Below are 26,201 nucleotides of genomic sequence, written 5' to 3'. Positions count from 1 at the left end.
ATATCCACCTCTCGGAGTGTCGTTTGCTGTTCCTCCCACTAAAGAGGAGCTTATTTTCTCCGTCTGTACCCCGTATAGCAGAGTTTTGAAGAGGCTATGATGCTGCATGCAAGTCGCGCGAACTGAAACATACGTCACTGTATGGCTGTTCCTGATGGACAAGACTTACTCGCTTGGCTGTTGCTTGAGGCGTACGGTAAGTTCCATGACGTAGTTGTAAATCTCCTGCTTTTCCTGCATTTCACCGGAAATACGCGTATACGCATGCATAACAGTAGTGTGATCACGTCCGCCGAAGACCTCACCAATGTCAACCAAACTCATACTGGTCATCTCGCGGGTCAGGTACATGGCTATTTGTCGTGCTAAAGCAACGTTTTTGGTACGTCCGCGGCCCACCAGATCGTCAAAAGTAAGATGGAAGTATTTCGCCACTTGTCCAATGATGTCGGTCGGCTTAATCTCCACATCAGACGTGTACAAATCGTGCAATGCCCTCTCTGCAAGAGCAGTGCTCACTGGCTGATTGCTCAGCGATGCCACGGCAGTTACACGAGTCAGAGCACCTTCAAGCTCGCGGATGCTTTCGGTAAATCTCTCGGCAATAAGGTCGAGTACGTCGTTGGGAACGCTGGCATGATTGTTGGCCGCCATCATACGCAAAATAGCGGTTCGCGTCTCCAAATCCGGTGGTTTAATATCCACGGTGAGTCCCGATTCGAAGCGGGAGATGAGCCTGGCTTGGAAGCCTTTCAAGTTTTTGGGTGCCACATCGGAGGCGATGACGATACGCTTATTGGCTTGGTATAGCGAATTAAACGTATGGAAGAACTGCTCCATAGTCGAGTTCTTACCGGCCAAGAACTGAATATCGTCAATCAGCAGTACATCCACTTCGCGATAGCGGCGATTGAATGCAGCAATCTGGCCTTCGCTCTGGTTTGGATTTTGCAGAGCCTCAATGAACTCGTTCGTGAACTCCTCGCTGGTCACATATCGTACTTTGAGTGAGCTGTCCTTGACCAGAGCATAGTTGCCGATGGCGTTGAGCAAGTGGGTTTTGCCCAGCCCTGGTCCGCCATAGATACATAACGGGTTAAAATCCTTGCCGCTGCCCTCTGCCACAGCCAGCGCCACGGTTCGCGCAAATCTGTTGGAGTCCCCTGGAACGAAGGTATCGAACGTTGAATTCTTGTTCAGATGTGTTTGCGGGTCTCGTGCTATTTTCTGCTGGTCATACTGCTGCGTCGGCTGCGCCGCTGGTGCCGGCATGGTTTGCTGGTTCTGCTGCGGCTGTTGGATAGGTTGCATCGGTGCAGGCACAAAAGATGGCGCCTGCTGCTGCATTCCTATCGGTGCTGTTGCTGGAGCGCCGGAATCGGGATGAATTGTAGCAAACTGACCGGTGAGCGCATTGCTGTAGGACTCGTGATCAATTCGTGTGGCATCAAATTGGTTGGTGTCAAACGGTGGCTGAGATGCGGACTGCCCTGGCGCTGCTTGCTGACGGGTGTTACCGGATCCCGAAGTGGGGGAGAGTCGTTGCGCAGATGAAAAATCATCGGCGGAGTAGGGCTGGTACGCGTTATCGCCTGCATTAGCGAGCTGCTCAGCCGCCATTGGCTGGCCTGCGGTTGTGCGCTGGGTTGCGTCGGAGAGAGGCAGTGAGGGCTGCGCCAATGCAGATTGCGCTAGTGAAGACTGCGTTGCAGTATCGGGCGTTGAATGCTGATGAATTGGCGCAGATTCTTGCAGTTGCGATGTTTCAGGTCTCACCGCTGAAGTTTGATCGGTGATTGAAGATTGTTGCGGCACGATTTTGAACGCGGGGAACATATCTTGCCCTGTGCTCAATTTGAGCGCATGCATCAGTTGCTCGTTCATCTCGCCCTGCAGCGCCTGCTGTGCTGCCGAACTGGACACACACAACACAATTGTGGTGCCGAATACGGCCTCGGGCGTTACTCCTTCGAGCCAGCCCCAGTTGCGAGCGGTAATGGATGTGTCTTGCTTGAGAATGGAAAGTACGTTCGCCCAAGTTTGCGCAGCTTGTACAGTGGGGTCACTCGACTCGTCTACCATGAAACGACCCTTTCCGACTCCCTACGTATTCCTAACCGGCTGCATCGTACGGCGGCACATATATTTATGCGCATCATTGACCGGTGGCAATGCAACATCATCATGTTTACTCCATGCCAGCGAAGTTATCCACAGTCTCGCGTGTTGGAAATACTGAAATGTGAATAACAAGTGTGTAATTTGTGGATAAGATGAAATGCCGGTTTTCCTTGGAAAATCAGCGTTCTGAAAGATTTTCGCATGCGGAAAATATGTGCTGGTAACGGGATTGGCTGTGAGCAAAGCGGGGAATCTGATTTGCTCGCTCGGCATGTTGTTCGAATGATGCACGGCGCATCTATGGGCAGACAAGTTGGCGAATTTCGCTCAAATTTGACTTGAGACTAGGGGTAAGAGTACGTTGGTAGAGCTTGACTCATGAGGAGCCGTGCTGTTGCGCGGCTAAAAAACAGGAGCATATTATGAAGAGAACATACCAGCCGAACAACCGCCGCCGTCACATGAAGCACGGTTTCCGCGCCCGCATGCGCACCCGCGCAGGTCGTGCAGTGCTGAATCGTCGTCGCAGCAAGGGCCGCAACGCACTCGCTGTCTGATCGCGTATAGCGTTAAGCGAGGCACATAGGCTTGGAGCGGCTGAGAAATCATCGTGATTTTGTAAGCGTACTGAAACGCCGCAAGAAAACGGCAAGTAAGGACATCGTCGTGCATTATGCGTGCGGCGATGTTTGTCATGCTGCTAAAAGCGGTGTTGATAGTGGTGCTGTGCCGAATTTCAGAAGCGGCAACGTTGCGTTAATCGAGAAGCAGCCATCTGTCTCTAGTGCTGCCAGCACTGAATCAGATGCGCTGGATACGGTCGAGATGGATTATGCCGTGGTGGCCAGTGCTGACGTTGTTGATTCTAATAGCGGCGGAAGTGCTGATGTTCAGATGTCTCGCCGACGATTGGGGCTCGCTGTTTCGAAGGCCGTAGGCAATGCCGTTGTGCGCAATAGCGTTAAACGGCGTTTTCGCGTACTTGCAAGAGAGTATGAGTCGCTGCTGCCACCGTCCTGTGATGTGGTGATGCGTGCCAAGCCGAGTGCCGCTCAAGCGTCGTTTAGTTCGTTGCGGGAACAGGTCGAGAAGCTTTTTGCCAATGTTTCACGTGAAACAAGTGGTGAATCACGATGAGTGTCGCCATGTGTAGCAAGGCAGTTTCGTCCGATGACGGCGTGACAGGCACTGATACACGCGTAGGTAACAAGCGACGTGGCCAAGCTGCCGGTGAGCGGTGGCAGGGTCGAGGCACTGATACATGCGTACGCAGCAACCGACAAGCAGAGGGTTCGCTGGCTGCACGGGGTATGATGCGTGCCATTCGTTGGTATCAGCGCAACATTTCCGCTTACAATCCGCCAAGTTGCAAGTATTATCCTTCATGCTCGCATTATGCGCACCAGGCTATTGCCCAATACGGAGCTTTCCGTGGGGGAATTCTTACAGTGCTGCGTTTATTGCGTTGCCGACCTTGGAGCCGCGGTGGCATCGATGATGTGCCGCAGCGTTTTTCTATTTTTTATCGTTGCACATGGTCGCGGGCTCATGAAGAGCCACGTTTGACTCCGCTTTCGACGTTACCGTCTTCATCTGAGGAGGAGACAGCCTGATGACACCGGATTATAACAATTTCTTGCTTGACAGCGGCTTCTTTGGGTGGATTTACAAGATCCTTACCCCAATCGAGTGGATTATGACCCAGGTTATGGTACTGTTCCACAAGTTCCTTACCTTCTTGGGCATGGCGCCTGTTGGACTGTCTTGGGTATTTTCCATTATCTTCCTCGTGCTGGTGGTGCATGCGCTGATTCTGCCGATTTACATTAAGCAGATGCGCTCCATGTCTAAAATGCAGGCGCTGCAGCCCAAAATGCAGCATATCCAGAATAAGTACAAGGGTAAGAATGATCCGGCCAGCCGCGAGGCGATGAGCCGCGAAACCATGAAACTGTACGAGGACAACAAGGTGAACCCTGCAGGCTCGTGCTTGCCTATGGTCATTCAGGGCCCGGTGTTTATGTGCATGTTCTACATGCTTTCGGCAATCCCGTACATTGCTCATGGTTCACGTGGCCCGCTGGGTGCGTTCGACAAAGCAACCGCCAAGCAGTTTGCGCAGACCGAAGTATTTGGCGTGAATGTGACCAACACGTTTACTACGGCTGACGCCGTAGGCAAGGTAACTATCGCCATCTTCACCGTGCTGATGTGCGCGGCCATGTGGTACATGCAGTTCAATAACATGCGCAAGAATCTTCCCGCAGCCGCTATGGAAGGTCCTTCCTACAAGACTCAGCAGATGATGACTTGGATTTATCCCATCATGTACATCTTCTCTGCTGTCAGCATGCCGTTCGCTGTGCTGGTCTACTGGCTGACCAACAACATCTGCAACATGCTTCGCTCTCTTTGGCAGGTTTATGCATTCCCGACCGCAGGCTCCCCTGCGGATGAGGCAAAGAAAGTGCGTGACCACGACAAAGAGAATAACCGTCGTGCTCGTGCTGGTGAGGTTTCTTTGGAAGAGGAACAGCTACAACGTGCTGAGGAAGATGCCAAGCGCCGTGAGAATGAGGGCTATCAGCGCAAGCAGCCCAAGCGTAACCAGCCTCGTAGTCAGCGCAAGAAGAATCGTCAGTAATGAGCCACAACAGTGGTCAGTGTGGGATAGACTTAAGGATGAGTCTGACCTTGATTTGAAAAGGAGCAGTTATGGCGAATGATGTGGAGCAGACAGTCGATCAGCTCAATGAAGAGGCTGATATCGCTGCCGATTACCTTGAGGGCCTGCTTGACATCGCCGATTATGACGGTGATATTGAGATGGGTGTGCGCAATCATCGTGCCAATGTGCAGATTGTTGCTGACGATGATGTTGACATCAGCAATCTGGTAGGGGAGAACGGTGAAGTCGTTGAGGCCTTGCAGTTGTTGACGAGATTGGCTGTACAACAGAAGACAGGCGACCGGTCACGGCTGATCCTTGATGTGGATGGATTCCTGAAGAAGCGCAGGAAGAGGCTGCGGGAGATTGCCCTCGATGCCATTGATGAGGCGCAGGAGACTGGTGAGCCGGTTGATCTTGACCCGATGAATTCGTTTGAGCGCAAGGTCATTCATGATTTGGTGCGCGAGGAAGGAATGAAATCTCGCTCGCATGGTGAGGATCCAAACCGTCACATCACGATTTACGCGCGTCCGGTAAAGAGTGTAGAGAGTGATAGCGGAGATATCAATGATGCAGAAGATTCTGGTGAGGATTTTCCCCTCGAACAAGAATTGACTGGCCGCGATACTGCGCCGCGGTCTCGTCGATATGAGGACGAGGCATTCGTCGAAGATGAGTTTGTCAGTGCTGCTGCCGACGATATTGATGCTGTTGCGAATGATGATTCAGCTGATATTGACTAGGTGAGTGGCGTTGACAATGTTGCGTTGACAAAGGTGTACTGACAATGAGACCTTGACACAGGGATCTTGACAAACGGACATTGGCAACGTGGCGTTGACAGTGGGATGTTGACAGTATGACGTTGGCAATGACGCCGATTTCATCAAACGGACAGACACTGACCGTTAATTGCTGAAGTGCAGACGTTGCTCTGAGCGATGGTCGTGCTTTGAATGACGGCAATGATTCTGACAATAGTGGCGATAAGACTGTCTGAGTGAGACTACATTTCAATCCCGTCTGTATTGTAGGGTGCGTTCAGGCGCATATCCGATAACGCATCCGTCGCACGTGTGGAGGGTAATGTGTTCAAAGCTCTCAGATGGGTAAAAGTACTGATATTGTGCGATGTGTGCTAGTGACATGTTTATGTCGTTTGCTAGGTGTGGGCACTATGACGTGCTTCTTGTATGCTTGGTTATTGTCTGGTTAAGGTGCATGCGCGAGGAATATGGTGTGCACTAAGTCTAAATACGCAAATTATGAATTAAAGCATTTGTGATTTGCTATTGTTTCACGTGAAACAATAGCAAAAATGTTATCGAAGCAAGCTGTGATGGGCAGTAGTGGTGTAATAAAAGTAGGCCAGTAAACTCGAAATATAACTTGCGATAAGAGAAGTCTTACGTTGATGAAGCCGATAGGAACTTGGTAAGCTTTGCTCTCTGACAGTTCTCTCTGCAAGCACTTTTCTTGATGTACAAGATTATTTGTGTGCCATACAGATAAGTGCAGATAGGCAAAATGTCAGGTCTGTGTTCTTGTATATGGTGTGGCTTGGATGTGTTGGATATGTTTGGTTCCGTTCGCTTGTTTTCTGGTGGCTGTGAGAAGGAATTCCAGCGCATAAGGTGAAAGGAATCAATCTTATGTTTTAATCAGTAAGTTGTAGCAGGAATGATTACTGCTGTAAATAAAAGATTACTACTATAAAATATGAACTTCCCTATAAACGTGAACTCCATTTGGATTAGTAATAGGGAAATATACTTAGACCGCAGGGATGGCTGACGTATACCGCGATATCTGCTGCTCTAACATATTAAGGTTCAACTTGTAAAACAAGATTTCTATATATCGTTTCACGCTTTGGAGAGTTCTTATTTTGGAGAGTTCACAGTTAAAGAGCTCTTGTTGTGGCATCCTGTATTGGTGTATTGGTGTATTGGTGTATTGGTGTATTGGTGTATTGGTGTATTGGTGTATTGCCCGGTTTTACTTGTTAAAGTAAGTTGATCTTGTGAATAATAGTGTCGGTCATCGTGATCTCTACCGTGCTATACCTGACGATAGTTCTCGGTTCTCATGCTGATTTCTCTTTGTGTGGCACTGCGTCATACCCGATGGCGACTCCTGATGTTTTGTGGAATACGCGTAGACTGAGCGTAGTGTTGCCATTGTTTCACGTGAAACAATGGCAAAGTTTGATGTTGGCATACCTTGACTGGTTGGTTGTCTGGCTGACTACCTACCTGACTTTCTGAAATCGCAGCTATCTAGATTGTCGGCAGACGGAATGGTTGACTGGTTGATTCATAAGAGAGTTGTTGAGCAGCTGGCGGGTCGTCTGGCTGATTGGCCAGGTTGGCTGACCAGTTGACTGAACTAACTAACTAACTAACTAACTAACTAACTAACTAACTAACTAACTAACTAACTAACTAACTAACTAACTAACTAACTAACTAACTAACTAACTAACTAACTAACTAACTAACTAACTAACTAACTAACTAACTAACTAACTAACTAACTAACTAACTAACTAACTAACTAACTAACTAACTAACTAACTAACTAACTAACTAACTAACTAACTAACTAACTAACTAACTAACTAACTAACTAACTAACTAACTAACCTTCTATGGTCTTCCTTCTTTGTTTGTGTAAAACTTCCCGTCGATGCTTGCCGATTTAGTGAATCCGTTCTCAAGGTGTAGAAGTTTCTGTTCGAAGATCTTCGCTGTTGTCGTGCACCTTTGGCAAACAGTGAGCGAAAGTAAAATCTCGTATGGGCGTGAGAGTTAATTATGGATGTGCGCCCACTAAGCATGTAGCCGTTCGCGAGATAGGCAGATATGCTTTTATAGAATAATCCGGCACAAGCGTATTCAAAGGGTTGTTTTCAGATTTGCCAGGTATAAAAGTGCGAATGTTTCACGTGAAACAATGACAATCTGACTAAGAGAATCTGTGATGGAAACCGTTCGCTATCATTCGATGATAGGTTAATCATCGGTGCGGAAGTCAATACTCGTGAGGGAAGTTTCTTCTTGTCTACTTGCATTGAAGATTCTGCTGCCTGGGACGACTTCGGGATTCGTTCCTTCATGTGGATGTGCAATCTAGATGAATGCCGAATACCACATGTTTCACGTGAAACATGTGCAAAATGATGATTGCAGGGCAGTCATGATGATTGCTGTAAACTGCATTCATTGATTCAAGCGCCGCTGGATGAGTGAATATGCTGGCTCTATGTCTAATGACATTGAGATAGCATGTTTGGGAAAGCCAACCTGAGGAACTGTGTTTGCTGCGCGGTGTATTGAATAGTTCGCAACATCCAGACCGCATGCTCATGCTACGGCACTATGTTTGCCGTTCGGTGTATTGAATAGGTGGTCTTGCAATAACGCGTTACAAAGCTCGGTGAACCCATAAAGAGTAAATGTGTAATGCCGCACGACTTTGGCTATCAGCTCTGTTGGTTTCAGCTGTCGTATAAACTAGAAACGATTGATACAGTGCGGATAAGAATTGGTGAAGCATGAACGAACATACTGACAGCGAACTTGAAGATTCGCCATTGCTGCAGCACGCCTTTGGTGAGGCTCTTCCTAAAATGCGAATGTTTCACGTGAAACTTTCTGAAGAAGGGGAAAAGCGAGGTCTTATTGGACCGAGAGATGTAGATATATTGTGGGAACGGCACCTCCTTAATTCGGCAGCAGTGGTGCCTTATATTGCTGAGGCAGTGAAATCGAGCTCAGAGAAAACAGTTGCTGATTTAGGCAGTGGTGGAGGATTTCCTGGGATTGTTGCTGCAGCATGTTTGCCTGAATGCAGCTTTGCTCTCATTGAGCCAATGGAACGCAGAGTGGCGTGGCTTGAGGAGTGTGTAGAAGAATTGGATTTGCAGAATGTGGAAGTGGTACGTGCCCGTGCTGAGGAAGTAATAGAGGGTGGTAGGCGAAACAATGCGAGGCAAGGTTTTGATGTAGTGACGTGCCGTGCAGTTGCACCTATGACCAAGCTTGCTGGCTGGACATTGCCATTGGTGAAAAAGGGCGGTCAGTTGATTGCACTTAAAGGGCGTTCGGCACCGCAGGAAATTGAGAAGGCATCTCGTATCATCAAAAAGTTCGGTGGGGTGAAGCCTCGTGTTGTGGAGGCTCAAGTTGGTGAAGGATTGGAACCAACTCACCTTGTTGTTGTGCAGAAAAAATGAACGTGTGTACAAGGGTAGTGCCTTGATTAGGCGTCGACTTATCCACAAAATAAGATGCAGTGAAAAGTTATCCACATTTTTCCGGTTGTCTCATTTTAGGAACGTGAAGCTTGATATACTGCCAATATAGAAATCGGTAAAGAAAAGTCGTAAACATCTTGCCCACAGGTTGTGCACACTTGTGCACAGTAGATGTGGATAACTTGGTGGAGAGCGATTACTGTCCATGCACATGGCGAAACTTGATGTAGTGAGAAAATTTTGCTGTGTGCAATGACGTAACAACAAGCGGCCTGGCCGCGGGAGGAGTCGGCGTTGTATGGAGTCTGCCTCGGAAACCATTAAACGAATCTTCGGCGAAAGTAATCGAACTCTTGGAAACGAGATTGCGGAGACTTCTGCACGGTATGAAGCGATAAGCGATGTAGAATTCCCGCACCCAAGTCAGACGCGCTTCATGGCCGTTGCGAATCAAAAAGGTGGCGTTGGAAAAACGACCACAACAGTGAACATTGCTTCGGCGCTGGCTCTTGGGGGAGCGAAGGTCCTTGTCATTGATTTGGATCCGCAAGGGAATGCATCTACAGCTCTTGGTGTGAACCATGACATGGGTATGCCATCCACATACGATGTCATTGAAGGTCGTATGACTATTGATGAGGTCAAGCAGCCGTGTGAGGATTGCCCTGGTCTGGATGTGGTTCCTGCGTCCATGGATTTAAGTGGTGCTGAGCTTGAAGTTGCGGATATGGAAAATCGTAACAACTTGCTGAGTAAAGCAGTCGACCAGTTCGTGGAAAATTCTGAAACACATTATGACTATGTGATTATTGATTGCCCGCCGAGCTTGGGGCTGTTGGTCATTAATGCTATGTGCGCAGTGACTGAAGTACTTATCCCCATTCAGGCTGAGTATTATGCCTTGGAAGGGTTGGGGCAGCTGCTCCATACGATTGAGCTTGTGCAGGAGCATTACAATCCGGTACTTACGGTTTCTACTATGTTGGTGACTATGTTCGACAAGCGCACACTGCTGAGTCGAGAAGTGTTTGCTGAGATCAAGGAACATTATCCGAATATTGTGCTCACGACTACCATTCCACGATCAGTCAAAATTTCAGAAGCTCCAAGTTTCGGGAAAACGGCAGTGGTGTATGATCCTCGTGGTCTCGGTGCGGTTTCATATCGAGAGGCTGCTTTGGAGATAGCGAGTAGATCGAAACAAGTGTTGGCGGCAATTGCAGTGAAGAAGCAGGAGAGGAACTGAGATGGCATCTAAGTCGCGTTTAGGAAAAGGTCTTGGAGCACTGTTCCCTGCATTGCCTGGCGAAAATAGTGAAGTCGCAAAAGACGATAAGCCGAAAAGTGATAGTGACAGCAATAAATCGGTAAAAGCCCCTGCTAAAAAAGCGGCTGGAACTACCGGTGCCAAGACGCGTAGTGCTGCAGGTAAGAAGAGCAATGCAGCGGTTTCTCAAAAATCTGCATCCAAGAGCGTGGAAGGTGTTGAAGAAAATGTCATTGTTTCACGTGAAACAATGACAAAATCTGAAGCGAAGACACCTGCAGCAGAGAAGAATTCGGTTCCTGACAAGGTGGGTAAAATCGTACCTGATGATGCTGGCAACAGTGTATCTGCTAATGAGACGGAAGCTCGTGTATCTGCACCATCCGTTATACCGGCGTCATCCACAGGTATCTCGAATGCGAATGTTTCACGTGAAACAGACCGAACAGATAAGAGCGAGGCTGCTACGCCAGAAAAGGAAAGCGGTGCTTCTGCTCCTGTTATCGGCAGCGTAAAGCAGGTTACTGGTGATTCCAGTAAGGCAGAGTCCGAAAAGACCGTGTCGTCCACGACCTCTTCAACAAGCAAGTCACTGAAGAATAAAAATGTAGGAACTTTATCTACGACAAGTGCGAATGTTTCACGTGAAACATCGGCAAATTCTCGTCGCAAGAGAATGTCGATTCCTGCAATGGATGGACTAGGTCATCCTAGCGATCTGTTCTTTGGTGGGGATGTGGCCGGTAATGTTCCTTCGTCTTCGCGAGGGGCTGGTATTGGTGAGCAATCATCGCAAAATGGTGCTTCCGCAGGTAAGGGTGTATCTGCAACAAGCAGTACTGCTGATGAAGTAAATGTCAATACAACTGATGGGGCAGTAGCTGATTTGGCCACGGGGCTTAAGCCTGTGCAAGGTGGGTATCTCGTTGAGTTGGAGCTTGACCAGATTGGGCCCAACGCCAACCAGCCGCGAACCATTTTTGACGAGGATGAACTACAAGAGCTTGCTTCGTCACTGCGAGAAGTAGGTGTGCTGCAGCCAGTAGTGGTACGTAAGCGTCCAGAGGATCAGCGAAAAGCAGCCGCAGAGGACGCAAAACATGCTGATAGTAGTGCTCAGCATGAAGAAAAGCAAAACTCTCTTGGCGCATCTTCCAATACTTCCGTATTCAACATGATGCGGAAGCCTGCTCTCAGCGATCCTGGCATGAGCAGTGAATATGAGCTCATTATGGGCGAACGGCGTTGGAGAGCGGCGCATTTGGCTGGGCTGAAGACAATTCCTGCCATTGTGAAGACGACAACTGATAATCATATGCTTCGCGATGCATTGCTGGAGAACTTGCATCGAGTAGCTTTGAATCCGCTCGAAGAAGCAGCCGCCTATCAGCAAATGATGAGTGACTTTGGGCTGACACAGGAACAGTTGTCGAAGTCAGTATCTCGTTCGCGTCCACAGATTGCGAATACCTTACGCTTGCTGAACCTGCCTTTGTCGGTACAAAAGAAGGTTGGCTCTGGGGTACTTTCAGCGGGTCATGCACGTGCGCTGCTGGGTTTGCAGACAGAGGAGGAGATGAGCAAGCTTGCCAATCGTGTGCTTGCTGAGGGACTTTCTGTGCGTAGTACTGAGGAGATTGTGGCTCTGCAATCAGCCAATGCTGAACCTGTGAAGAAAGAGCCTCCAAAGCGGAAGAATCCATGGAGTGAATCTCCTATTCAGCACAATCTCGAGAACCGCTTTGATACGAAGGTTTCCATTAAGGGCAGTAAGAAGCGTGGGCGTATTGAGATTGTGTTTTCATCGCCAGAAGATATGGATAGAATCCTGAACATTCTTATGCCTGATGATAAGTCTGGTTCTTCATCGTGGGTCTGATGGGTTGAACAAGTAGTAGCAATTCGACCAAAAATGTCATTGTTTCACGTGAAACAATGACATTTTTGTATTATCGGGTCATGCTGGAAAGGCAAGGTGCTATAGGGATATAGGCAGAACGACAATCCAGAACGACAATCCAGAACGACAATCCAGAACGACAATCCAGAACGACAATCCAGAACGACAATCCAGAACGACAATCCAGAACGACAATCCAGAACGACAATCCAGAACGACAATCCAGAACGACAATCCAGAACGACAATCCAGAACGACAATCCAGAACGACAATCCAGAACGACAATCCAGAACGACAATCCAGAACGACAATCCAGAACGACAGACCAGAACGACAATTAGTTCTTTTACTCCTGCAGGCGGCTGAGATATTTGCTCCAGTTTGAGCAGCAAAAGCATCTCTGCATTGACAATGCGCACGTCATGAGCAGGAGGCAACACAACTTAATAGCTTAAGCCATATTATTGATGCCTCATAAAAGAAGCCCTCGTCGGGCAGGTGACAGGCGAGGGCTTGAAAAATGGTGTAGCTGGGTTAAAACCAGCTGCTGGACTAATCACTAATTATTGATTACTGATTACTGATCACTAACTACTAATTACTGATCGATGTTGTTGAGGTATTCCTGCGCATCAAGTGCTGCGCGGCACCCCATGCCAGCGGCAGATATTGCCTGCCGGTAGACGCTGTCAACTACATCTCCTGCAGCGAAGACTCCGGGGATTGACGTGCGAGTAGAAGCGCCATCAACAGTAATATATCCGGAGTCGTCAAGCTGCAGCGATCCTCCTAAGAACTTGGTGGTGGGGGTGTGTCCGATGGCCACAAAGACGCCGTTGGCAGGTACCTCAGAAGTCTCGCCAGTCTGCACATTCTTCACGATAACCGACTTGGCACTACCGTCTTCACCTTTCACTTCTTCTACTACAGAGTCAAGCATGAAGGAGAGTTTATCGTTTGCCTTGGCTCGATCTACCATGATTTTTGTAGCGCGGAACTCGCTACGACGATGAATGAGTGTAACCGATGAACCGAATCGTGTCAGGAAATCGGCGTCTGTAAATGCGCTGTCACCACCGCCAATTACAACGATAGGTTGGTCTTTAAAGAAGAAACCGTCGCACGTGGCACAATAGGAGACACCGTGCCCTGAATATTCTTTCTCTCCGGGCACACCAAGTTTGCGTACTTCAGAACCGGTGGTAACAACTACGGCACGTGCCTTATATACATCGCCCTGATCGCACGTAATGGTCTTGATGCCATCAGAAGCTGAAAAATCTACTGAGACTACATCGTCCCACACAATCTCGGCACCAAACTTTTCAGCTTGCTGTTGCATGCTGTCCATGAGATCGGGGCCCATCACTCCATCGGGAAAACCTGGATAGTTCTCCACTTCAGTGGTGTTGACGAGTTGTCCGCCAGGGGTAAGTGCGCCAGCGATGACGATAGGCTTGTATCCTGCGCGACCCAAATAGATGGCTGCGGTGTAACCTGCCGGTCCTGAGCCAATAATGACGGCATCGTGGATGCTTTCTTGGTTGGTGTCGCTCGTGGTGGTCGCGCTGTCAGCTGAGCTGTTAGTGCTGAGCATATTAGTAGAGCTGGTTAGGTCAATCATAAGGCCACCTTAACATTGTCGATAATGGGTTCTGCAAAGCTCAAGCTTTAGGCACAATCACACAGCATTTGTCAATGTTTCACGTGAAACAATGGCAAAAGAGATTACTCTGCTGTGTGCGGCCGCCGGCCGTCTGCTACTTTCGGCCGCCCGTCCATCCGTCAGAGGCGACTCGCTGCTGGCAGCCGTGCCTGCGCATGCTCTGCTTATCTTAGCGTTATGGCAAGTCGGCGCGGGATGCATCTTTTAGTGAGTCCGTCAAAGGGCATCTTGCGAAAGACAATCCTGCGAAAAGACAATCGGACAAAAAGACAATACCTCTAAAACAGAATCTCGCAAAACTGAATCCAGAAAGAGGCAGTCCTACGCAACACAGTCCAGCAAGAGGCAGTCAAGAAAGAAGCAGTCAAGCAAAACACAGTCCAGCGAAACCAAATCTAGCTAAAAAGCGACGTTGGTCATCTGTTCCAGCAGCGGCAATGTCTCGGCAGCCCATGGGAACACCCACTCAAACAGCGCTGCTCCGCCCGCGACCATGAGAATCAGTACAAGCAGTACTCGGATGAGGGTTGGCCCTGGTTGTAGCCGTGAGAGACCGCCGTAGATACTAATATCAGGCTTGCGTACAAGATGCTGCCGTATCTCACGCCTTCTCGGCCAGCGCCACACCACAGCGGCCGCCAGATAAATAACGGCATACACAGTGAGGCATGAGGTTATGAACGGTACGAGTGAATCGACAGGAAGCTTGGTTTCCATCCGTTTGCTATTGTTGTAGAACTCAATTTCACCGTTCTGATTGGTGCGAGCGAGCTCTTCTGGTATGCCGTCTGCGACTTTAGCCCAGTAGGTGAGCTTGCCGAACGCAACCCAGCGGTGGGTGGGTTTAGAGTATTTCGGTTCGCATGTGGTGAGCGTTATCATTCTCTGCGTGGGCGCCAGCATAGGGCTCCTCGGATTCGGAGCCACTACACCCACCTGATCGGGTGTTACCACGGTATGGTCGGTGTACTCGTACACATACCAGTAGTCTTTGGTGCGAATCACGATGGGGTCGCCTTCTTTGAGTTTATCAATGTCGCCCAGCGGTTGCCCGTAGCCGTTGCGATGACCGGCAGCTGCGAAATTGCCGATTTGCCCAGGCATTTGTGTCTGCGGGTAGTGTCCGATGCCGTGCTCGTTGAGTTGTGGCTTGTCGGTTCCTTCCACCACGGTTCGCATCCACTGATTGCCGAACCGTGGAATGTACACAGCGCCAATCAAATCGCCAACCTTCGGGTTGATGGGCTGCACAGGTGGCTCCCCGTCCTGCTTGCTGGCTAAGCGTTTGTTTTTGCCCTTGCTTGGGTCGCTCCATGCGGCGGATTGCATCTGCTCATCTTGCTTGTGCTGTGCTACCACACCGGTCCAGCCCATAAGCCAGACAATGTAGAGCACACATACCAGCGCCATGGTGAACAGCGTTTCGGCCACTATGCCCATAATCTGCCAGGCAGGGCCGGTTGCACGCTTGGACAGGTCGGGCCTGCGCTCCACGTACACATATTTGACTTGCTCTTGGAACGGAACTGGGTTGCCGTCCGCGTCATACAGTGGAACGGGTGCGGTCTTGGTGTCGCTGTCGTTGTTGGCCGAAGAGGCGACCTTTGAAGCAACGCTGCCTGAAGCGGCGCTATCTGCTGAGTTACCATTTACCGAGGTGCCGTTTACAGTAGCACTGCCTGATGCCGTTGAGGGAGTGGATGGATCATTCACTGGCTGTGTCGAAGACTGCTGGGGGTCCACTGATAATTGCGGTTCTACTGGCAACTGTGATTCTGCTGGATCTGTGGATGACATCGTGTCTGCCTCCCGCGGTCGCTGTTCGCTTGTGGTCTGTTTGTTCCGGTCTCCCGGTGTGCTGTGTATCGAGGCTGTGCTCTGCGCTTGGTTAACGATCGGTAAGTTGCGCTGCCTTGTGCTTGCTTCAGATGACGCAGGTTCTGTTGTTGCGCCAGAATTGCTCTCTGCTGCACTGAGAGGGGGAACGTATAAAGAACTACTTGAACTAGCGTTTTGCGCGTTCTCGGGGCTTACAGGCGTGTTTTCGGCGCTATCTGTGGCGCTATCTGCGGACTTGTCTGCTGAGGTCTGCTTGTTATTGGCATTACGTCGGAACAATGACATGTGGCGCTCGCCTGAAGTGCGCACTGACTTGCCGTGTGACGCGGCCTTATGCTTCCCGGATGCCATATGTTCGCCCCTACCTAACTTCCTCCCGTGCGTCAGGGGGAACCGATACTTGCAAGCGTATGTTAGTTGGATGTTGCATGCAGCAGCGCCTGTATGCAGCCACAAGAAATCCGGCTTCCCCTATGTCTCTACGCCCAGCCTAGCCCAAACGCACTGACATATTTCGGGTGTGTCACATTCTCTGTGCTGTAGAAGAGGTGTTGCGCACCTCTCGAGTGCGTGCTATGGCTTGTGATTTGTGCTGTAAGAGGCACACTGGCCCGAGGTAGCACGTGCTATCGCGCAGATGGTGGCGCAGTCTTGTGCCATGCGCTCGGCCGCGGCTTATCCAATGCCTGCATAAATTCCGCCGGCGTGCATCATCTGTGTTGAGACTGGTTATATTGACTCGTTCGGAAGCGTTCGAGTGCACCTACTATTATGTGTACTAGCCTATTGAATGGAGACTTAAGCTTATGGCTGACGAAGAGTTGCATGAGGACACCTCGACCTCCGCTGATGCCGTTAATTCCAACGCGGCTGAGGCCGAGAGTGCAAAGAAGAGCGCAGGCGAGGCTGTGAAGGCCAGCGAAGATCAGGCCGATGGTGCCGCGGATCAGGCGGCTGGTAAAGCGCAAGCTGATACCAAGCACGATGACGACCAACTGCGCGACAACGCCGAGTCTTCCACGGATTCTGCACAATCCGCAGCGGATGAAGGCGACGAGGTCAGCCAAGGCAAGACCGACGAGTCGGGTAAGGCTAACGCTCCGGTTGGTGATGCTAAGAAGGCTTCCAAGAAGCGCAAGTCTTCAAAGTCCGGTGACGATGACGACGATGCCGATGCCGATGACATCACGGATGAGGATCTTGACCTGCCTATGGACGAGATTGAAGCGCTGTTGAATGCCGATAGCGCCGACCGCAAGGGCATGAGCGCCCAGATGCGCCGTGTGGCTCAGCGTCAGGCTGAAAGCAGCCGCCGGGTAGAAGAGACCATCAAGAACACAAAGGCCAACCCTCGCTGGTTTGTGCCGCTGTTTGTTACGCTGCTTGTTGTTGGCCTGCTGTGGGCAGTGGTCTATTACATGACTAACAAGTACCCGATTCCTGGCCTTGGGCAGTGGAATTTGGCGGTTGCGTTTGCCATCATGATGGTCGGTTTCATCATGACGGTGGCTTGGCATTGATTTCAGTGCAGGCTGCGCGGCCATAAACGCCGCTGTGTGCTGGTGTTGACCGAATGGCACGCTGCGGCGAATGGCTGTTTCAATTGCGCCTCTCGTGGTTTTAGCTGTGAGAGGCGCAACTGTATGCTCTAGAAGTAGGCGCGTGGCATGGTCGTTAGATGCCGGTCACTGGATTTTGTGCGTTACCAGCAGTACACGCTCGCCGTCAGCTGTGGTGGTGCCGAAGATATAGATATCTCCGCCATCGCGCAGCCCTAGCTTACGCCGCAACTCAGCGGTGCTGAGCGGGAAGTTACGTACTGCAATATTGGCGTGAGTTGCGCCATTGAGAGCAGGCTTAAGCACGGTGCGTAATTCGCGCTTGCCGAGACCGCTCACGGCATCAACGGCGAAGATACGGCCAGGGAAATCCATGATGGGGCCGCTGCAGGTGGTAATGGTGCTGCTGGTAACGGCGCTGTCGTCATGAACGCTCCGGGTGGCGCGGGAGCTGGTGTTGTGTGCGGGCTGAGAATCGGTGAAGTTATTGGAGTCGTCGTAACTATCTGAATCAGCACAACTGTCTGAATCGGCAAACCCGACGAACAGGTGGCTGTTGTGGCTGATCTCCTCTATGCCATATTGCTGCGCGAGTAGGTCGAAGCAACCGGCCTTCATGATGGAAGCATTGGGTTCGTACAGGTACTGAGGTGTTGCAGTGCTGATTGAATCAGCGGTATTGGTATGAAATGGTACAGAACGCAGCGGTTCCAGCGGTTCCAGCGGTTCGCGTTGAACTGTGAACGCGAAACGCTGAGCATCATTCACGCAGCATACGCGCACAGTCTGTGCGGTCTCACGCTGACCCTCGGCAGGTGCTGTTCCAGCCGCGTCTTCTGCTTGCCTCACACGTTCATCGCGCCCGAGCACGATGAGTAATTCCTTGCACTCGTTGCCGGTGGAGACGATATGCACCTCCCGCACAGCCGTACCAAAATCGGCGACGGCTTTATGCCAGTCAAGCATGGGGGAGAGTTTGACCATCACATGCGCGGATCGCTTGAGCAACAGCGGCGCCAAAGCCACGGCGTTTGGCGTGCAGTCGGCAATGGCATAGGTGCGCGCTCCGTGGTTGTCTCTGCGGGCAGGGTCAATGAAAATAAGATCGACCGGTGCGGCCGTGCTGTCTAAATATGCCTCGGCTGAGGTATTGATTACCGTGACAGTGCCCGTAGCCGAGGCGTTGGCTTGACTTTCGGCGCGTTGCGTCTTGCCTCTTGTGCCGCCTGTAATGCTCGCATCTGCGGCCGATTGGTTTGCGGCAACATTGAGGCCGAGAGCGGCAAAATTATGTTCTGCGATTCGGCACAGCTCGGCCTGTTGCTCTACGTAAGTGGCGTTTGCAAAGCCGCGTGCCATATAGGAGAAGTCAACTCCGAATCCTCCGGTCAAATCCACCATGCGACTCTCATGGCGCTGCGGGTGTGCGCTCGCTGCCAGTCGCTGCGCCAATGCTGCTTTGTATTGGGCGGTGAATTGTGATGAGCATTGTTCCATGGCGAGATGAGGCGGGTACACGATGTCCTCGCACACGGCCCATTCGGGGAGTTTTCGCTGTGCCCGCTGCCAGCCTTCGATTTGGTTGAGTGCGAACGGCAGGTCGAGGGTTGCATCGGCGCTGGTGTCGGCATTGGAACTGGCATGGGCATGGGCGCGGGTGCGGGCATGCAAGGCTACGTCGTTCACGGGTTCGTTGCGGTGGTCATGGACGAACTGCCAGGTCGTTTCGCTGATGTGCATAGGTTTATTGTACGAGTGTTGGCGATGTCTGCTTACTGTTTATGCTGCTGTTGCAGTGTGAGTGTGAGTGTGAGTGTGAGTGTGAGTGTGAGTGTGAGTGTGTAGTTTGGGTTTGGGGCGCGCATGTAGTTTTGGGGTCGGATTTGGTTCGGGATCGCGATTGGATTCGAGCATAAGCATGAGTGTGTGGCTTGGGCATATAGTTTGGTGATGTGTGGCTGTGGCGGTAATTGGGAGGAAGTTTGGGGACTGAAAAGTGAGTTATCCACAACGAGGATGGTGGATATTGTGGATTGTGGATAAACTCTCGTCCACATTATCCACCGCCTGTAACCCCTGCAAAATGTGGACTTGTGAATAACTTTGTGGATAAGTTAGAGAGTTTTCCTCAACTTATCCCCGGGTTACACCCAACTTGTCCACAACGTTGTCCACAGATGTGGAGAACTACATGTGTGTAGTTTTGCTTGCTGGTTGTTGTGTGGGGTTGAGGAGGACTGGTAGGGAAGAGTAAGGGGTGAGCTTGCGCTGGTGGTGTGTGGGTTCGTTCTCTTGTGGTTATTGGTTGGTGTGCCGGGTTTGGGGAAGGCCCGCACTGTTGTAGTGTGGGCCTTCTGGTTATGGTTGCCGGCTGGGTTGCCGGTTGTTTAGTGGTTATTTGTTGGTTCGTTTGTTGCGTAGGTGGGTGAGCATGGCTGCTATGGCTAGGAGTGCCAGGGCGATGAGGGTGCCGAGCAATACTCCGGTGCCGCCGGTGAAGGGCATGCGGGCGATGGTCTTGTTGTAGACCACGGTCACGGTCAGGGTGCGGTCGGAAGTGTCCGGGTTGGCCGGGTCGGTTGGGGTGAAGGTGGTGGATGGGTTGTCGGTGGTGCCGTTGTGTTGGATGCCGGTGATCTCGCCCACGACCGGTGTTTTGGCGGTATACCCGTTGATAACTGGGCTGTTGACTTTGGGCATGCTGGTGGCCGGGGTGTTGCCGCTGTTGGCCTGCCATACGTATTTGCTCCAGTTGGCGGTACCGTCGATCGAGTCGTAGGCGGTGTTGTGGATTTGGTGTTGTGTCCAGGTGATGGTCTGGGTCACGTCGGCTGGTGGGGTGTCTATGGTGTTGTGGTTGAGTTTGTAGTGGATGGTGCGTGTGGTGGTTTTGGTGATGTCTTTCTCGGGGTTGGCTTGGATGTACACGTACTCGTCTTGGTCAAGGTTGTTGTCCATGTCGTAGGTGGTGTTCAATTTGAAGCTGATGGTGCGTTTGGTGCCGGCGGTGCTTGGTGCCAGTTGGGTGATGCCGTCGCTCATGCTGACAGGGTGGTTGTTGCCGCCGAGTTGCACGCTGTATTTGGTGAGCGTGTCGGTGGCGGCGCTGCCGGACAGTCCGGTGAACGTTTCGCTCAGACTGGTGACCTCGTTGCCGTCGGATGGCTGCCAGCTGGTGCCGTTGGCGGGTTGCGCGTCGCAGTCCTTGCCGCTGTCGGTGTCGGCACTGTTGACATAGCAGGGCACGGCGATGGCGTGTACGTTGAGTGTTTGTGTGGCGAGGGTGTAGAAGTAGTAGACGTCGGTGGTGCCCCAGCCGGTGCTGCTGCCTGCGGTTCCGGCTGTGACGATGTCACCGTTAACGTTGTAGGTTTTGCCGGTTTCTCCTGGGTAGGGGACGGTGAGGTTGTTGGTGGCCCATATGGTTTTGCCGGTGGTTTTGTTGGCCAGGGCGGTCAGTCCGGTCACGCTGGAGTCCGTGGTGCCCAAAGTTGTGGCTATGGTCTGCCGTTGTGCTGCGGTCAGCGTGCTGAGATCGGCGACGGTCAACGGCCGGTAGCCGGCCACATCAGCGGGCGTGGCAGGAGCGGAAGCAGTACCCTTGGTACCACTGACTGAGTTGGCTTTACCGGTCGGGTATCCGGCTTGCGCTGTAGTAGGTGAGAGTGAGCGACCGTCCGATGACAGGTAGTGAGATTTCACCACTGTTTGGCCGGAGCTTCCTGCTTGGACTGGCAAACTGGTTTCAGACCCGGCTTTACCGCTCATCGAGGTGTCGTCGAGTGCATCGATGGTGGAAGTGGTGGCCTTGTATTGGTCCGGTGTGTCGAAGCGGTACTGGATGTAGAAGTAGCTGGCGCGACGTCCGAGAACGGAATTGTAGTAGTTGACTGTGGCGTTGAGGTCGGCAGTCGGGTTTGCGCTGGAGGCAAGGGCCATATTGTCTTTGGCGTTGGCTTGCAGTTCGTCGTTGGTGAGGACAGTGTCGGCGGCCTTAATGTTCACCGCTACGAAATAGCTGTATTTGCCGTTGGCTTGATTTTGCCGAGAATAATAGGTCACGGTGGTTGGTGAGTTGGCTGCGGTCGATTTTAGAGTAGTCCAAGGTACGTTGTCGCCAGCGTCCTTCATGGGCACGAGGGACGTGCAATGGGTGGGGTCAGGCCATTCAGCAAGAGTGCCTGAGCGCCGCGATGAGGTTTGGATTTTGTTTGTAGCTGCGGAAACGAAGTAGCTTCCCTTAAAGAGCATCAAGCTGTTAGGTGTGAGGTCTTGGGTGGAGGTGAACTTATAGGCGCGGACAATGTCGGTTTTGGCGCTGACAGAGCCGGAAGTTCCAGCACTGTTTTGCAGCTGGTTGAAAACGGTGTTGTTGGGGATGCTGGTATCGAAAAGCATTGGCCTGCCTAGGAAGTAGTTTGCTGATGCTTCTTCGTAGATGTAGTTGGCCTGTTGGGTAGTGGCATCACTTGTGGCTGGAAGTTTATTGAAATGGAAGGGGTAATCGCGTCGGGTGCCGAGTGTCCCGTTGATACCGGTTTCCGGGTCATAGACGCCAATCTGAATGGTGTTATCGAAGGGCATTTTTGCTCGGATCGTATTGTCGGTCCAATTATTGAAAGTCATGCGGCTAGGGATGGAGAAGCTGAAGGTTTGCACGCCGATTGCATTTGAGGTTTTGGTTACGGAAAGAGTCAGCGAGTGCCCCCAAGTTGCATGTGATTCGTTGAACTTGATGACACCGATGGCATCTCCGTTTGCATCATTCAGTGAAGGATTTCCACCGATTTGGGTTAATTGGACTTTTGCGTCGGCTGAGCCGGAGGTTGCGATGGAAAACGGTGTGATGAGGATTTCGTTGCCAGCGACCAAATTGCTGGCGTTGACTGAAAAGGTCCCAGCGACACCGAAGTTAACGTTCTGGCTTCCGCTGAGCGTTTGCTGGGTATTGACAGGATAATCAGTGGAAGTGTTGTGTTGAAGCAGCCGAACGTTGGGGCTGGTGGCGGTGATGAGCGCACCGCGTGTGGAGATTGAGGCTGCTGGTTCAGTTCCTAACGTGCCAGGTTTGCTGGGGGGGGGGTAATCTCATTGCTATTTTGAGCTGCTGCAGCTGGAGCTTGGGATTGTGCTGAAACCTCGGTGCTGTTGCCGGCGAATGCGGCAGTGCCCGCACCGAAGGCTGCGAACAGAGTGGCCGCAGCGGCGATGCTGGCCACGAGGCGGGTGCGTGCGGACTTGGTTGTGCCGCTGGTTGCGCCTTGTCGGCGACCTGCTGTGTGAAGCATGTTCATGGGTGCGTGTCCTTCGTTCCGGTGTCGGTCCGTCCGCTGCGTGTGCCGGCATCATGCACAGTGCCATGCGCGGAAATCGTATTCGGTTATGCTGCGGTATCCGCGTAAATCACACCGCGGACACGTTCTGTAAGCAAGACTACTTGGGAATATTGACAATCTATGCATAATTACCGCATAGCTAGGTGAATGCCGCGACCACAGACTGGGCGCTGCGGCCGACGGACGGCCATAACCGGTAGGATGGAACCAGCAGACAGTTCAGCAGCAGAGCGGAGGCGGCAGTGGAACACGCACGGATTTTGGCGGTCGACAATTACGACTCATTTGTCTACACCATTGTGGGATATCTGCACACTTTGGGCGCTGAAGTGACGGTGGTTCGCAACGATGTGGACGCTGCGCAAGTGAGTCCCGAGGCGCTCGCCGACTATGATGGCGTGCTTATCTCCCCAGGTCCGGGCACTCCAGCAGAGTCGGGCGTGAGCAAAGACGCCATTCGTTCATGCGCGCAAACCGGTACTCCCATGCTCGGGGTGTGCCTGGGGTTGCAGGCGCTCGCAGAAGTGTATGGTGCCAACGTGAGCCACGCGCCCACCATTATGCATGGCAAAACGAGTGTGATTGAGCATGAGGACGGCGGCCTATTCGATGGCGTGCCGAACCCGGTCAACGAGACTCGATACCACTCCTTGGCCATTGAGCCTGAATCGCTGCCTGCTCAGTTATGTGTCACCGCGCGTGCGACGGATGATGGGACTGTGCAGGCGGTGCAGCATGAGTCGCTGCCGCTCTATGCGGTGCAATTCCACCCCGAGTCGGTGCTCAGCGAGTCAGGCTACCGCATCCTCGCGAACTGGCTGGCGATCTGTGGGCAGGAGTCCGCGGTTGATCGCTCGGCAGGTCTCGCACCGAAAGTGTTGCAGCAGTAAGATTAGTGGTGGATTGCGGTGTGCTGGGTTTGAGAAGGCCCGCACTTTTACAGTGTGGGCCTTCTGGTTATTGGTTGCCGGCTGGGTTGCCGGTTGTTTAGTGGTTATTTGTTGGCGCGTTTGTTGCGTAGGTGGGTGAGTATGGCCGCCATGGCGAGGAGTGCCAGGGCGATGAGGGTGCCGAGTAATACCCCAGAACCTCCGGTGAAGGGCATGCGTTGGACGGTCTTGTTGTAGACCACGGTTACGGTCAGAGAGCGGTCGCTGGTGTCCGGGTTAGCCGGGTCCGTTGGAGCGAACGTGGTGGATGAGTTGTCGGTGGCGCCGTTGTGTTGGATGCCGGTGATTTCACTGACGACTGGGGTTTTGGCGATATAGCCGTTGATAACTGGGCTGTTGATCTTCGGCATGGTAGTAGCCGGAGTGTTGCTGCTGCTGGCCTGCCACACGTATTTGCTCCAGTTGGCAGTACCATCGATCGAGTCATACGCAGTGTTATGGATCTGATGCTGTGTCCAGGTGATGGTCTGCACGTTGTCCGCTGGCGGAGTGTCTACGGTGTTGTGGTTGAGTTTGTAGTGGATGGTTCTGGTGGTGGTTTTAGTAATGTCTTTTTCGGGGTTGGCTTGCACATACACGTACTCGTCTTGGTCGGTGTTGTTGTCCATGTCGTAGGTGGTGTTCAGCTGGAAGTTGATGGTGCGTTTGCTGTCGGTGCCGGGGGCAAGCTGTTGCAGGCCTGCGCTGAGGCTGGCGGGGTGGTCTTTGCCACCGAGCTGCACCGTGTATTTCGCGAGAGTACTAGTGGCAGGGGTGCCGGAGAGTCCGGTGAACGTTTCTCCTAGACCAGTGTTTTCGGTGCCGTCGGACGGTTGCCAGGAGCTTCCGTTGCCGGGGGTGGCGTCGCAGTCTTTACCGCTGGTGGCGTCTGCAGAATTGGCGTAGCAGGGTACTTGCACGACGTGTACGTTGAGTTTCTGGGTGGCGAGGGTGTAGAAGTAGTAGACGTCGGTGGTGCCCCAGCCGGTGTTGCTGCCGGCTGTTCCGGCTGCGACGATGTCACCGTTAACGTTGTAGGTTTTGCCGGTTTCTCCGGGGTAGGGGACGGTCACATTGCCTGTGGCCCATACGGTTTTACCATTGTTCTTGTTGGCCAGAGCGGTGAGTCCTGCAACACTGGAGTCTGTGGTCCCGAGGGTAGAAGCGATGGTTTGCCGTTGCGCCGCGGTCAGCGAACCCAAATCAGCAACGGTCAACGGTCGGTAGCCAGCCACATTGGCAGGTGTGGCAGGAGCGGAAGCAGTACCCTTCTCCCCGGTAACCGAATTCGCCTTACCAGTAGGATTCCCGGCAGTCGCGGTGACTTGGCTCATCGACTGTCCGTTGATGTCGAGGTAGTGGGATTTCACCATGGTTTGACCGGACGAAGCGATGCTGGTCTGTGCTGTTGAGTCGGTGGTTGATTGCAACACGGTTCCGCTGTTGTTGTCGAGCAGCTGGGTGGTGGCGTGGGCTACTTTGTATGGGTCGGTCACCGAGAAGTTCGCATACGGGTAGACGTGGGTGGCGCTGTTGTGGAGCACACCGTGGTAGTAGTCGAGCGTGGCTTGCACATCGGCGTCAATGTTCACGCTGTTGGCTGCGACGTTTGCGTACAGTGTGCTGCGGGTGCTGTCTTCTATTTGCGCGTCGGTGAGGATTGTTTCGGTGTATTTGACGTATGTGACGACGAGATAGCTGCCGTCGGCTTGCGTTGAGAAGGATACGTTGCTGGTGTTCTGCGCCTGCGCCGACTGCTGGGTTTGTGCCAGCGTCAGGTTGTTTCCGGCATTGTTTATTGGTATAGAGACGGCGTTGACTTCAGGTGCGGCTGCATACAGTGAGTTCGGGTAGGATTGCACCTTGTGGGTTGCCGCGGAAACGTAGAAGGTTCCTAGGTGCATCCATGCTCTGTCTGGCATGAGGGGCTGGTCGGCAGTCAGATGGTACGACCTGATGAAATCGCTGCCTTGATCGGGCACGCCTGCTGCGCCGTTGGTGTTCTGCAATGTCAGGAACTGGGTGTCGTCGGCGATGCGGGTATGCCGCAGCTGTTCGGAGGGCCGGATGCCTTCTGCGGTGTAGTCGAACAGATAATCACCGCCCAGCATGGTTGCGTCATAGGTTGGAGCGGGGGCGTTGAAATGGATGGTGTAGGCATGTTGCACCGCGCCGGCTTGGTTTTTACCGGTGGTGAAGGTGGCATCGAACGGCATGTTGTGCATCACCGAAGCCGAGGTGGCATAGTTAAGCAGGAAGAGCAGGTTCGCTTCAAATTGGAAGGTGATGGTGCCGACACCGCCCAGGGTGTTGGTTACGTCGAGCACAATAGCTGGTCCCCAAGCGGCGGTATCTGCAAAATGTAGGTTGCCGACGGTGGTGCCGCTGCCGGTGTTGAGCGGCATGTAGCTGCCGTGCTGGAAGAAGGTGACTTTGTTGCCGGCTGGATCGGTGGTGTCTTGCGCGATGGTTGAGATGAGAATGGTGTTGCCTGTTACCAGGTCGCTGTCGTTGACGGTGAAGGTGCCTTTGGCGCCGCCACGTTGGACGGTATCTGCCTCGAAAGTTTGGTAGGTGGGCAGCGGAGTGCCTTCGGTGTTGCAGAGACGCCCGTCTGACGTGGAATGGCACAGCAATGTGACATCGGCACTGAT

Annotated in this window: 17 protein-coding genes and 1 pseudogene; 10 read left to right on the top strand and 8 right to left on the bottom strand. The window is 52.2% G+C overall.

The features are described from left to right. Positions 1 to 165 precede the first annotated feature (165 nt). Positions 166 to 1,836: a chromosomal replication initiator protein DnaA gene (gene dnaA / locus ACSYSO_RS00265; RefSeq protein ID WP_491702035.1), complete on the bottom strand. Its 1,671-nt coding sequence runs from the start codon at positions 1,834 to 1,836 to the stop codon at positions 166 to 168. A 707-nt stretch (positions 1,837 to 2,543) separates the two neighbouring features. Here dnaA and rpmH point away from each other — a divergent pair. From rpmH to ACSYSO_RS00225, 8 genes and pseudogenes are all read left to right on the top strand, one after another. Next, positions 2,544 to 2,678 (top strand): 50S ribosomal protein L34, encoded by a 135-nt coding sequence (gene rpmH, locus ACSYSO_RS00260; RefSeq protein WP_489760660.1) that lies wholly within the window; start codon positions 2,544 to 2,546, stop codon positions 2,676 to 2,678. A gap of 31 nt (positions 2,679 to 2,709) precedes the next feature. Continuing rightward, a complete protein-coding gene (gene rnpA, locus ACSYSO_RS00255; protein WP_489760661.1) occupies positions 2,710 to 3,258 on the top strand; it encodes a ribonuclease P protein component in 549 nt (182 codons plus the stop codon). Positions 3,259 to 3,431: 173 nt separating this feature from the next. After that, on the top strand, positions 3,432 to 3,734 hold the full coding sequence (yidD, locus tag ACSYSO_RS00250) for a membrane protein insertion efficiency factor YidD (protein WP_489760662.1): 303 nt from the start codon (positions 3,432 to 3,434) through the stop codon (positions 3,732 to 3,734). Next, on the top strand, positions 3,734 to 4,765 hold the full coding sequence (gene yidC, locus ACSYSO_RS00245) for a membrane protein insertase YidC (protein ID WP_489760663.1): 1,032 nt from the start codon (positions 3,734 to 3,736) through the stop codon (positions 4,763 to 4,765). The genes yidD and yidC overlap by 1 nt, the downstream gene beginning before the upstream one ends. A 71-nt stretch (positions 4,766 to 4,836) precedes the next feature. After that, positions 4,837 to 5,367 (top strand): annotated as a pseudogene (locus tag ACSYSO_RS00240) (Jag family protein); the annotation flags it as partial. A 2,981-nt stretch (positions 5,368 to 8,348) separates the two neighbouring features. Continuing rightward, positions 8,349 to 9,029 (top strand): 16S rRNA (guanine(527)-N(7))-methyltransferase RsmG, encoded by a 681-nt coding sequence (gene rsmG / locus ACSYSO_RS00235; protein WP_489799768.1) that lies wholly within the window; start codon positions 8,349 to 8,351, stop codon positions 9,027 to 9,029. A 319-nt stretch (positions 9,030 to 9,348) separates the two neighbouring features. Next, positions 9,349 to 10,296, top strand: coding sequence for a ParA family protein (locus tag ACSYSO_RS00230; protein WP_489799770.1), 948 nt, complete (start codon positions 9,349 to 9,351; stop codon positions 10,294 to 10,296). 523 nt (positions 10,297 to 10,819) lie between these two features. Further along, positions 10,820 to 12,196 (top strand): ParB/RepB/Spo0J family partition protein, encoded by a 1,377-nt coding sequence (locus ACSYSO_RS00225; RefSeq protein WP_489799871.1) that lies wholly within the window; start codon positions 10,820 to 10,822, stop codon positions 12,194 to 12,196. Positions 12,197 to 12,295: 99 nt separating this feature from the next. Here ACSYSO_RS00225 and ACSYSO_RS00220 read toward each other — a convergent pair whose 3' ends face one another. The 3 genes from ACSYSO_RS00220 to ACSYSO_RS00210 all read right to left on the bottom strand — a co-directional run bounded on the left by ACSYSO_RS00220 (position 12,296) and on the right by ACSYSO_RS00210 (position 15,597). Further along, positions 12,296 to 12,637 carry a hypothetical protein gene (locus ACSYSO_RS00220; RefSeq protein ID WP_491701780.1) on the bottom strand — a complete coding sequence of 114 codons (342 nt, stop codon included), beginning with the start codon at positions 12,635 to 12,637 and terminating at the stop codon, positions 12,296 to 12,298. A 179-nt stretch (positions 12,638 to 12,816) separates the two neighbouring features. Continuing rightward, positions 12,817 to 13,815 carry a thioredoxin-disulfide reductase gene (trxB, locus tag ACSYSO_RS00215; protein WP_489799873.1) on the bottom strand — a complete coding sequence of 333 codons (999 nt, stop codon included), beginning with the start codon at positions 13,813 to 13,815 and terminating at the stop codon, positions 12,817 to 12,819. Between the two features lie 468 nt (positions 13,816 to 14,283). Continuing rightward, positions 14,284 to 15,597: a class E sortase gene (locus ACSYSO_RS00210; RefSeq protein ID WP_491701779.1), complete on the bottom strand. Its 1,314-nt coding sequence runs from the start codon at positions 15,595 to 15,597 to the stop codon at positions 14,284 to 14,286. Positions 15,598 to 16,529: 932 nt separating this feature from the next. Here ACSYSO_RS00210 and crgA point away from each other — a divergent pair. Continuing rightward, a complete protein-coding gene (crgA, locus tag ACSYSO_RS00205; RefSeq protein ID WP_491701778.1) occupies positions 16,530 to 17,243 on the top strand; it encodes a cell division protein CrgA in 714 nt (237 codons plus the stop codon). 165 nt (positions 17,244 to 17,408) lie between these two features. On the opposite strand, the gene ACSYSO_RS00200 is transcribed toward crgA, so the two are convergent. The 3 genes from ACSYSO_RS00200 to ACSYSO_RS00190 form a co-directional block, all read right to left on the bottom strand. Continuing rightward, complete coding sequence (locus ACSYSO_RS00200) at positions 17,409 to 19,022, bottom strand: THUMP-like domain-containing protein (RefSeq protein ID WP_489760827.1); 1,614 nt, start codon at positions 19,020 to 19,022, stop codon at positions 17,409 to 17,411. Between the two features lie 654 nt (positions 19,023 to 19,676). After that, on the bottom strand, positions 19,677 to 21,908 hold the full coding sequence (locus ACSYSO_RS00195) for a mucin-binding protein (protein WP_491701777.1): 2,232 nt from the start codon (positions 21,906 to 21,908) through the stop codon (positions 19,677 to 19,679). A gap of 428 nt (positions 21,909 to 22,336) precedes the next feature. Continuing rightward, a complete protein-coding gene (locus tag ACSYSO_RS00190; protein WP_489760829.1) occupies positions 22,337 to 22,576 on the bottom strand; it encodes a hypothetical protein in 240 nt (79 codons plus the stop codon). A 284-nt stretch (positions 22,577 to 22,860) separates the two neighbouring features. Here ACSYSO_RS00190 and ACSYSO_RS00185 point away from each other — a divergent pair, with 284 nt between their 5' ends. Further along, positions 22,861 to 23,508 carry an anthranilate synthase component II gene (locus ACSYSO_RS00185; RefSeq protein WP_491701776.1) on the top strand — a complete coding sequence of 216 codons (648 nt, stop codon included), beginning with the start codon at positions 22,861 to 22,863 and terminating at the stop codon, positions 23,506 to 23,508. Between the two features lie 104 nt (positions 23,509 to 23,612). On the opposite strand, the gene ACSYSO_RS00180 is transcribed toward ACSYSO_RS00185, so the two are convergent. Beyond that, positions 23,613 to 26,183: a mucin-binding protein gene (locus ACSYSO_RS00180; protein WP_491701775.1), complete on the bottom strand. Its 2,571-nt coding sequence runs from the start codon at positions 26,181 to 26,183 to the stop codon at positions 23,613 to 23,615. Positions 26,184 to 26,201: the final 18 nt, after the last annotated feature.

The organism is Bifidobacterium sp. ESL1130, assembly GCF_058507935.1.
Note: the sequence above shows the minus strand (reverse complement) of the source record. Positions and strands in the feature narration are given on the sequence as shown.

Bases quoted from the DNA above. Each gene is read 5' to 3' on its own strand.
- ACSYSO_RS00230 (WP_489799770.1), top strand. From the start codon at position 9,349: ATGGAGTCTGCCTCGGAAACCATTAAACGAATCTTCGGCGAAAGTAAT.
- ACSYSO_RS00190 (WP_489760829.1), bottom strand. From the start codon at position 22,576: ATGAACATGCTTCACACAGCAGGTCGCCGACAAGGCGCAACCAGCGGC.
- crgA (WP_491701778.1), top strand. From the start codon at position 16,530: ATGGCTGACGAAGAGTTGCATGAGGACACCTCGACCTCCGCTGATGCC.
- rpmH (WP_489760660.1), top strand. From the start codon at position 2,544: ATGAAGAGAACATACCAGCCGAACAACCGCCGCCGTCACATGAAGCAC.
- dnaA (WP_491702035.1), bottom strand. From the start codon at position 1,836: ATGTTCCCCGCGTTCAAAATCGTGCCGCAACAATCTTCAATCACCGAT.
- yidC (WP_489760663.1), top strand. From the start codon at position 3,734: ATGACACCGGATTATAACAATTTCTTGCTTGACAGCGGCTTCTTTGGG.
- ACSYSO_RS00200 (WP_489760827.1), bottom strand. From the start codon at position 19,022: ATGCACATCAGCGAAACGACCTGGCAGTTCGTCCATGACCACCGCAAC.
- yidD (WP_489760662.1), top strand. From the start codon at position 3,432: ATGATGCGTGCCATTCGTTGGTATCAGCGCAACATTTCCGCTTACAAT.
- trxB (WP_489799873.1), bottom strand. From the start codon at position 13,815: ATGCTCAGCACTAACAGCTCAGCTGACAGCGCGACCACCACGAGCGAC.
- ACSYSO_RS00195 (WP_491701777.1), bottom strand. From the start codon at position 21,908: ATGACTTTCAATAATTGGACCGACAATACGATCCGAGCAAAAATGCCC.
- rsmG (WP_489799768.1), top strand. From the start codon at position 8,349: ATGAACGAACATACTGACAGCGAACTTGAAGATTCGCCATTGCTGCAG.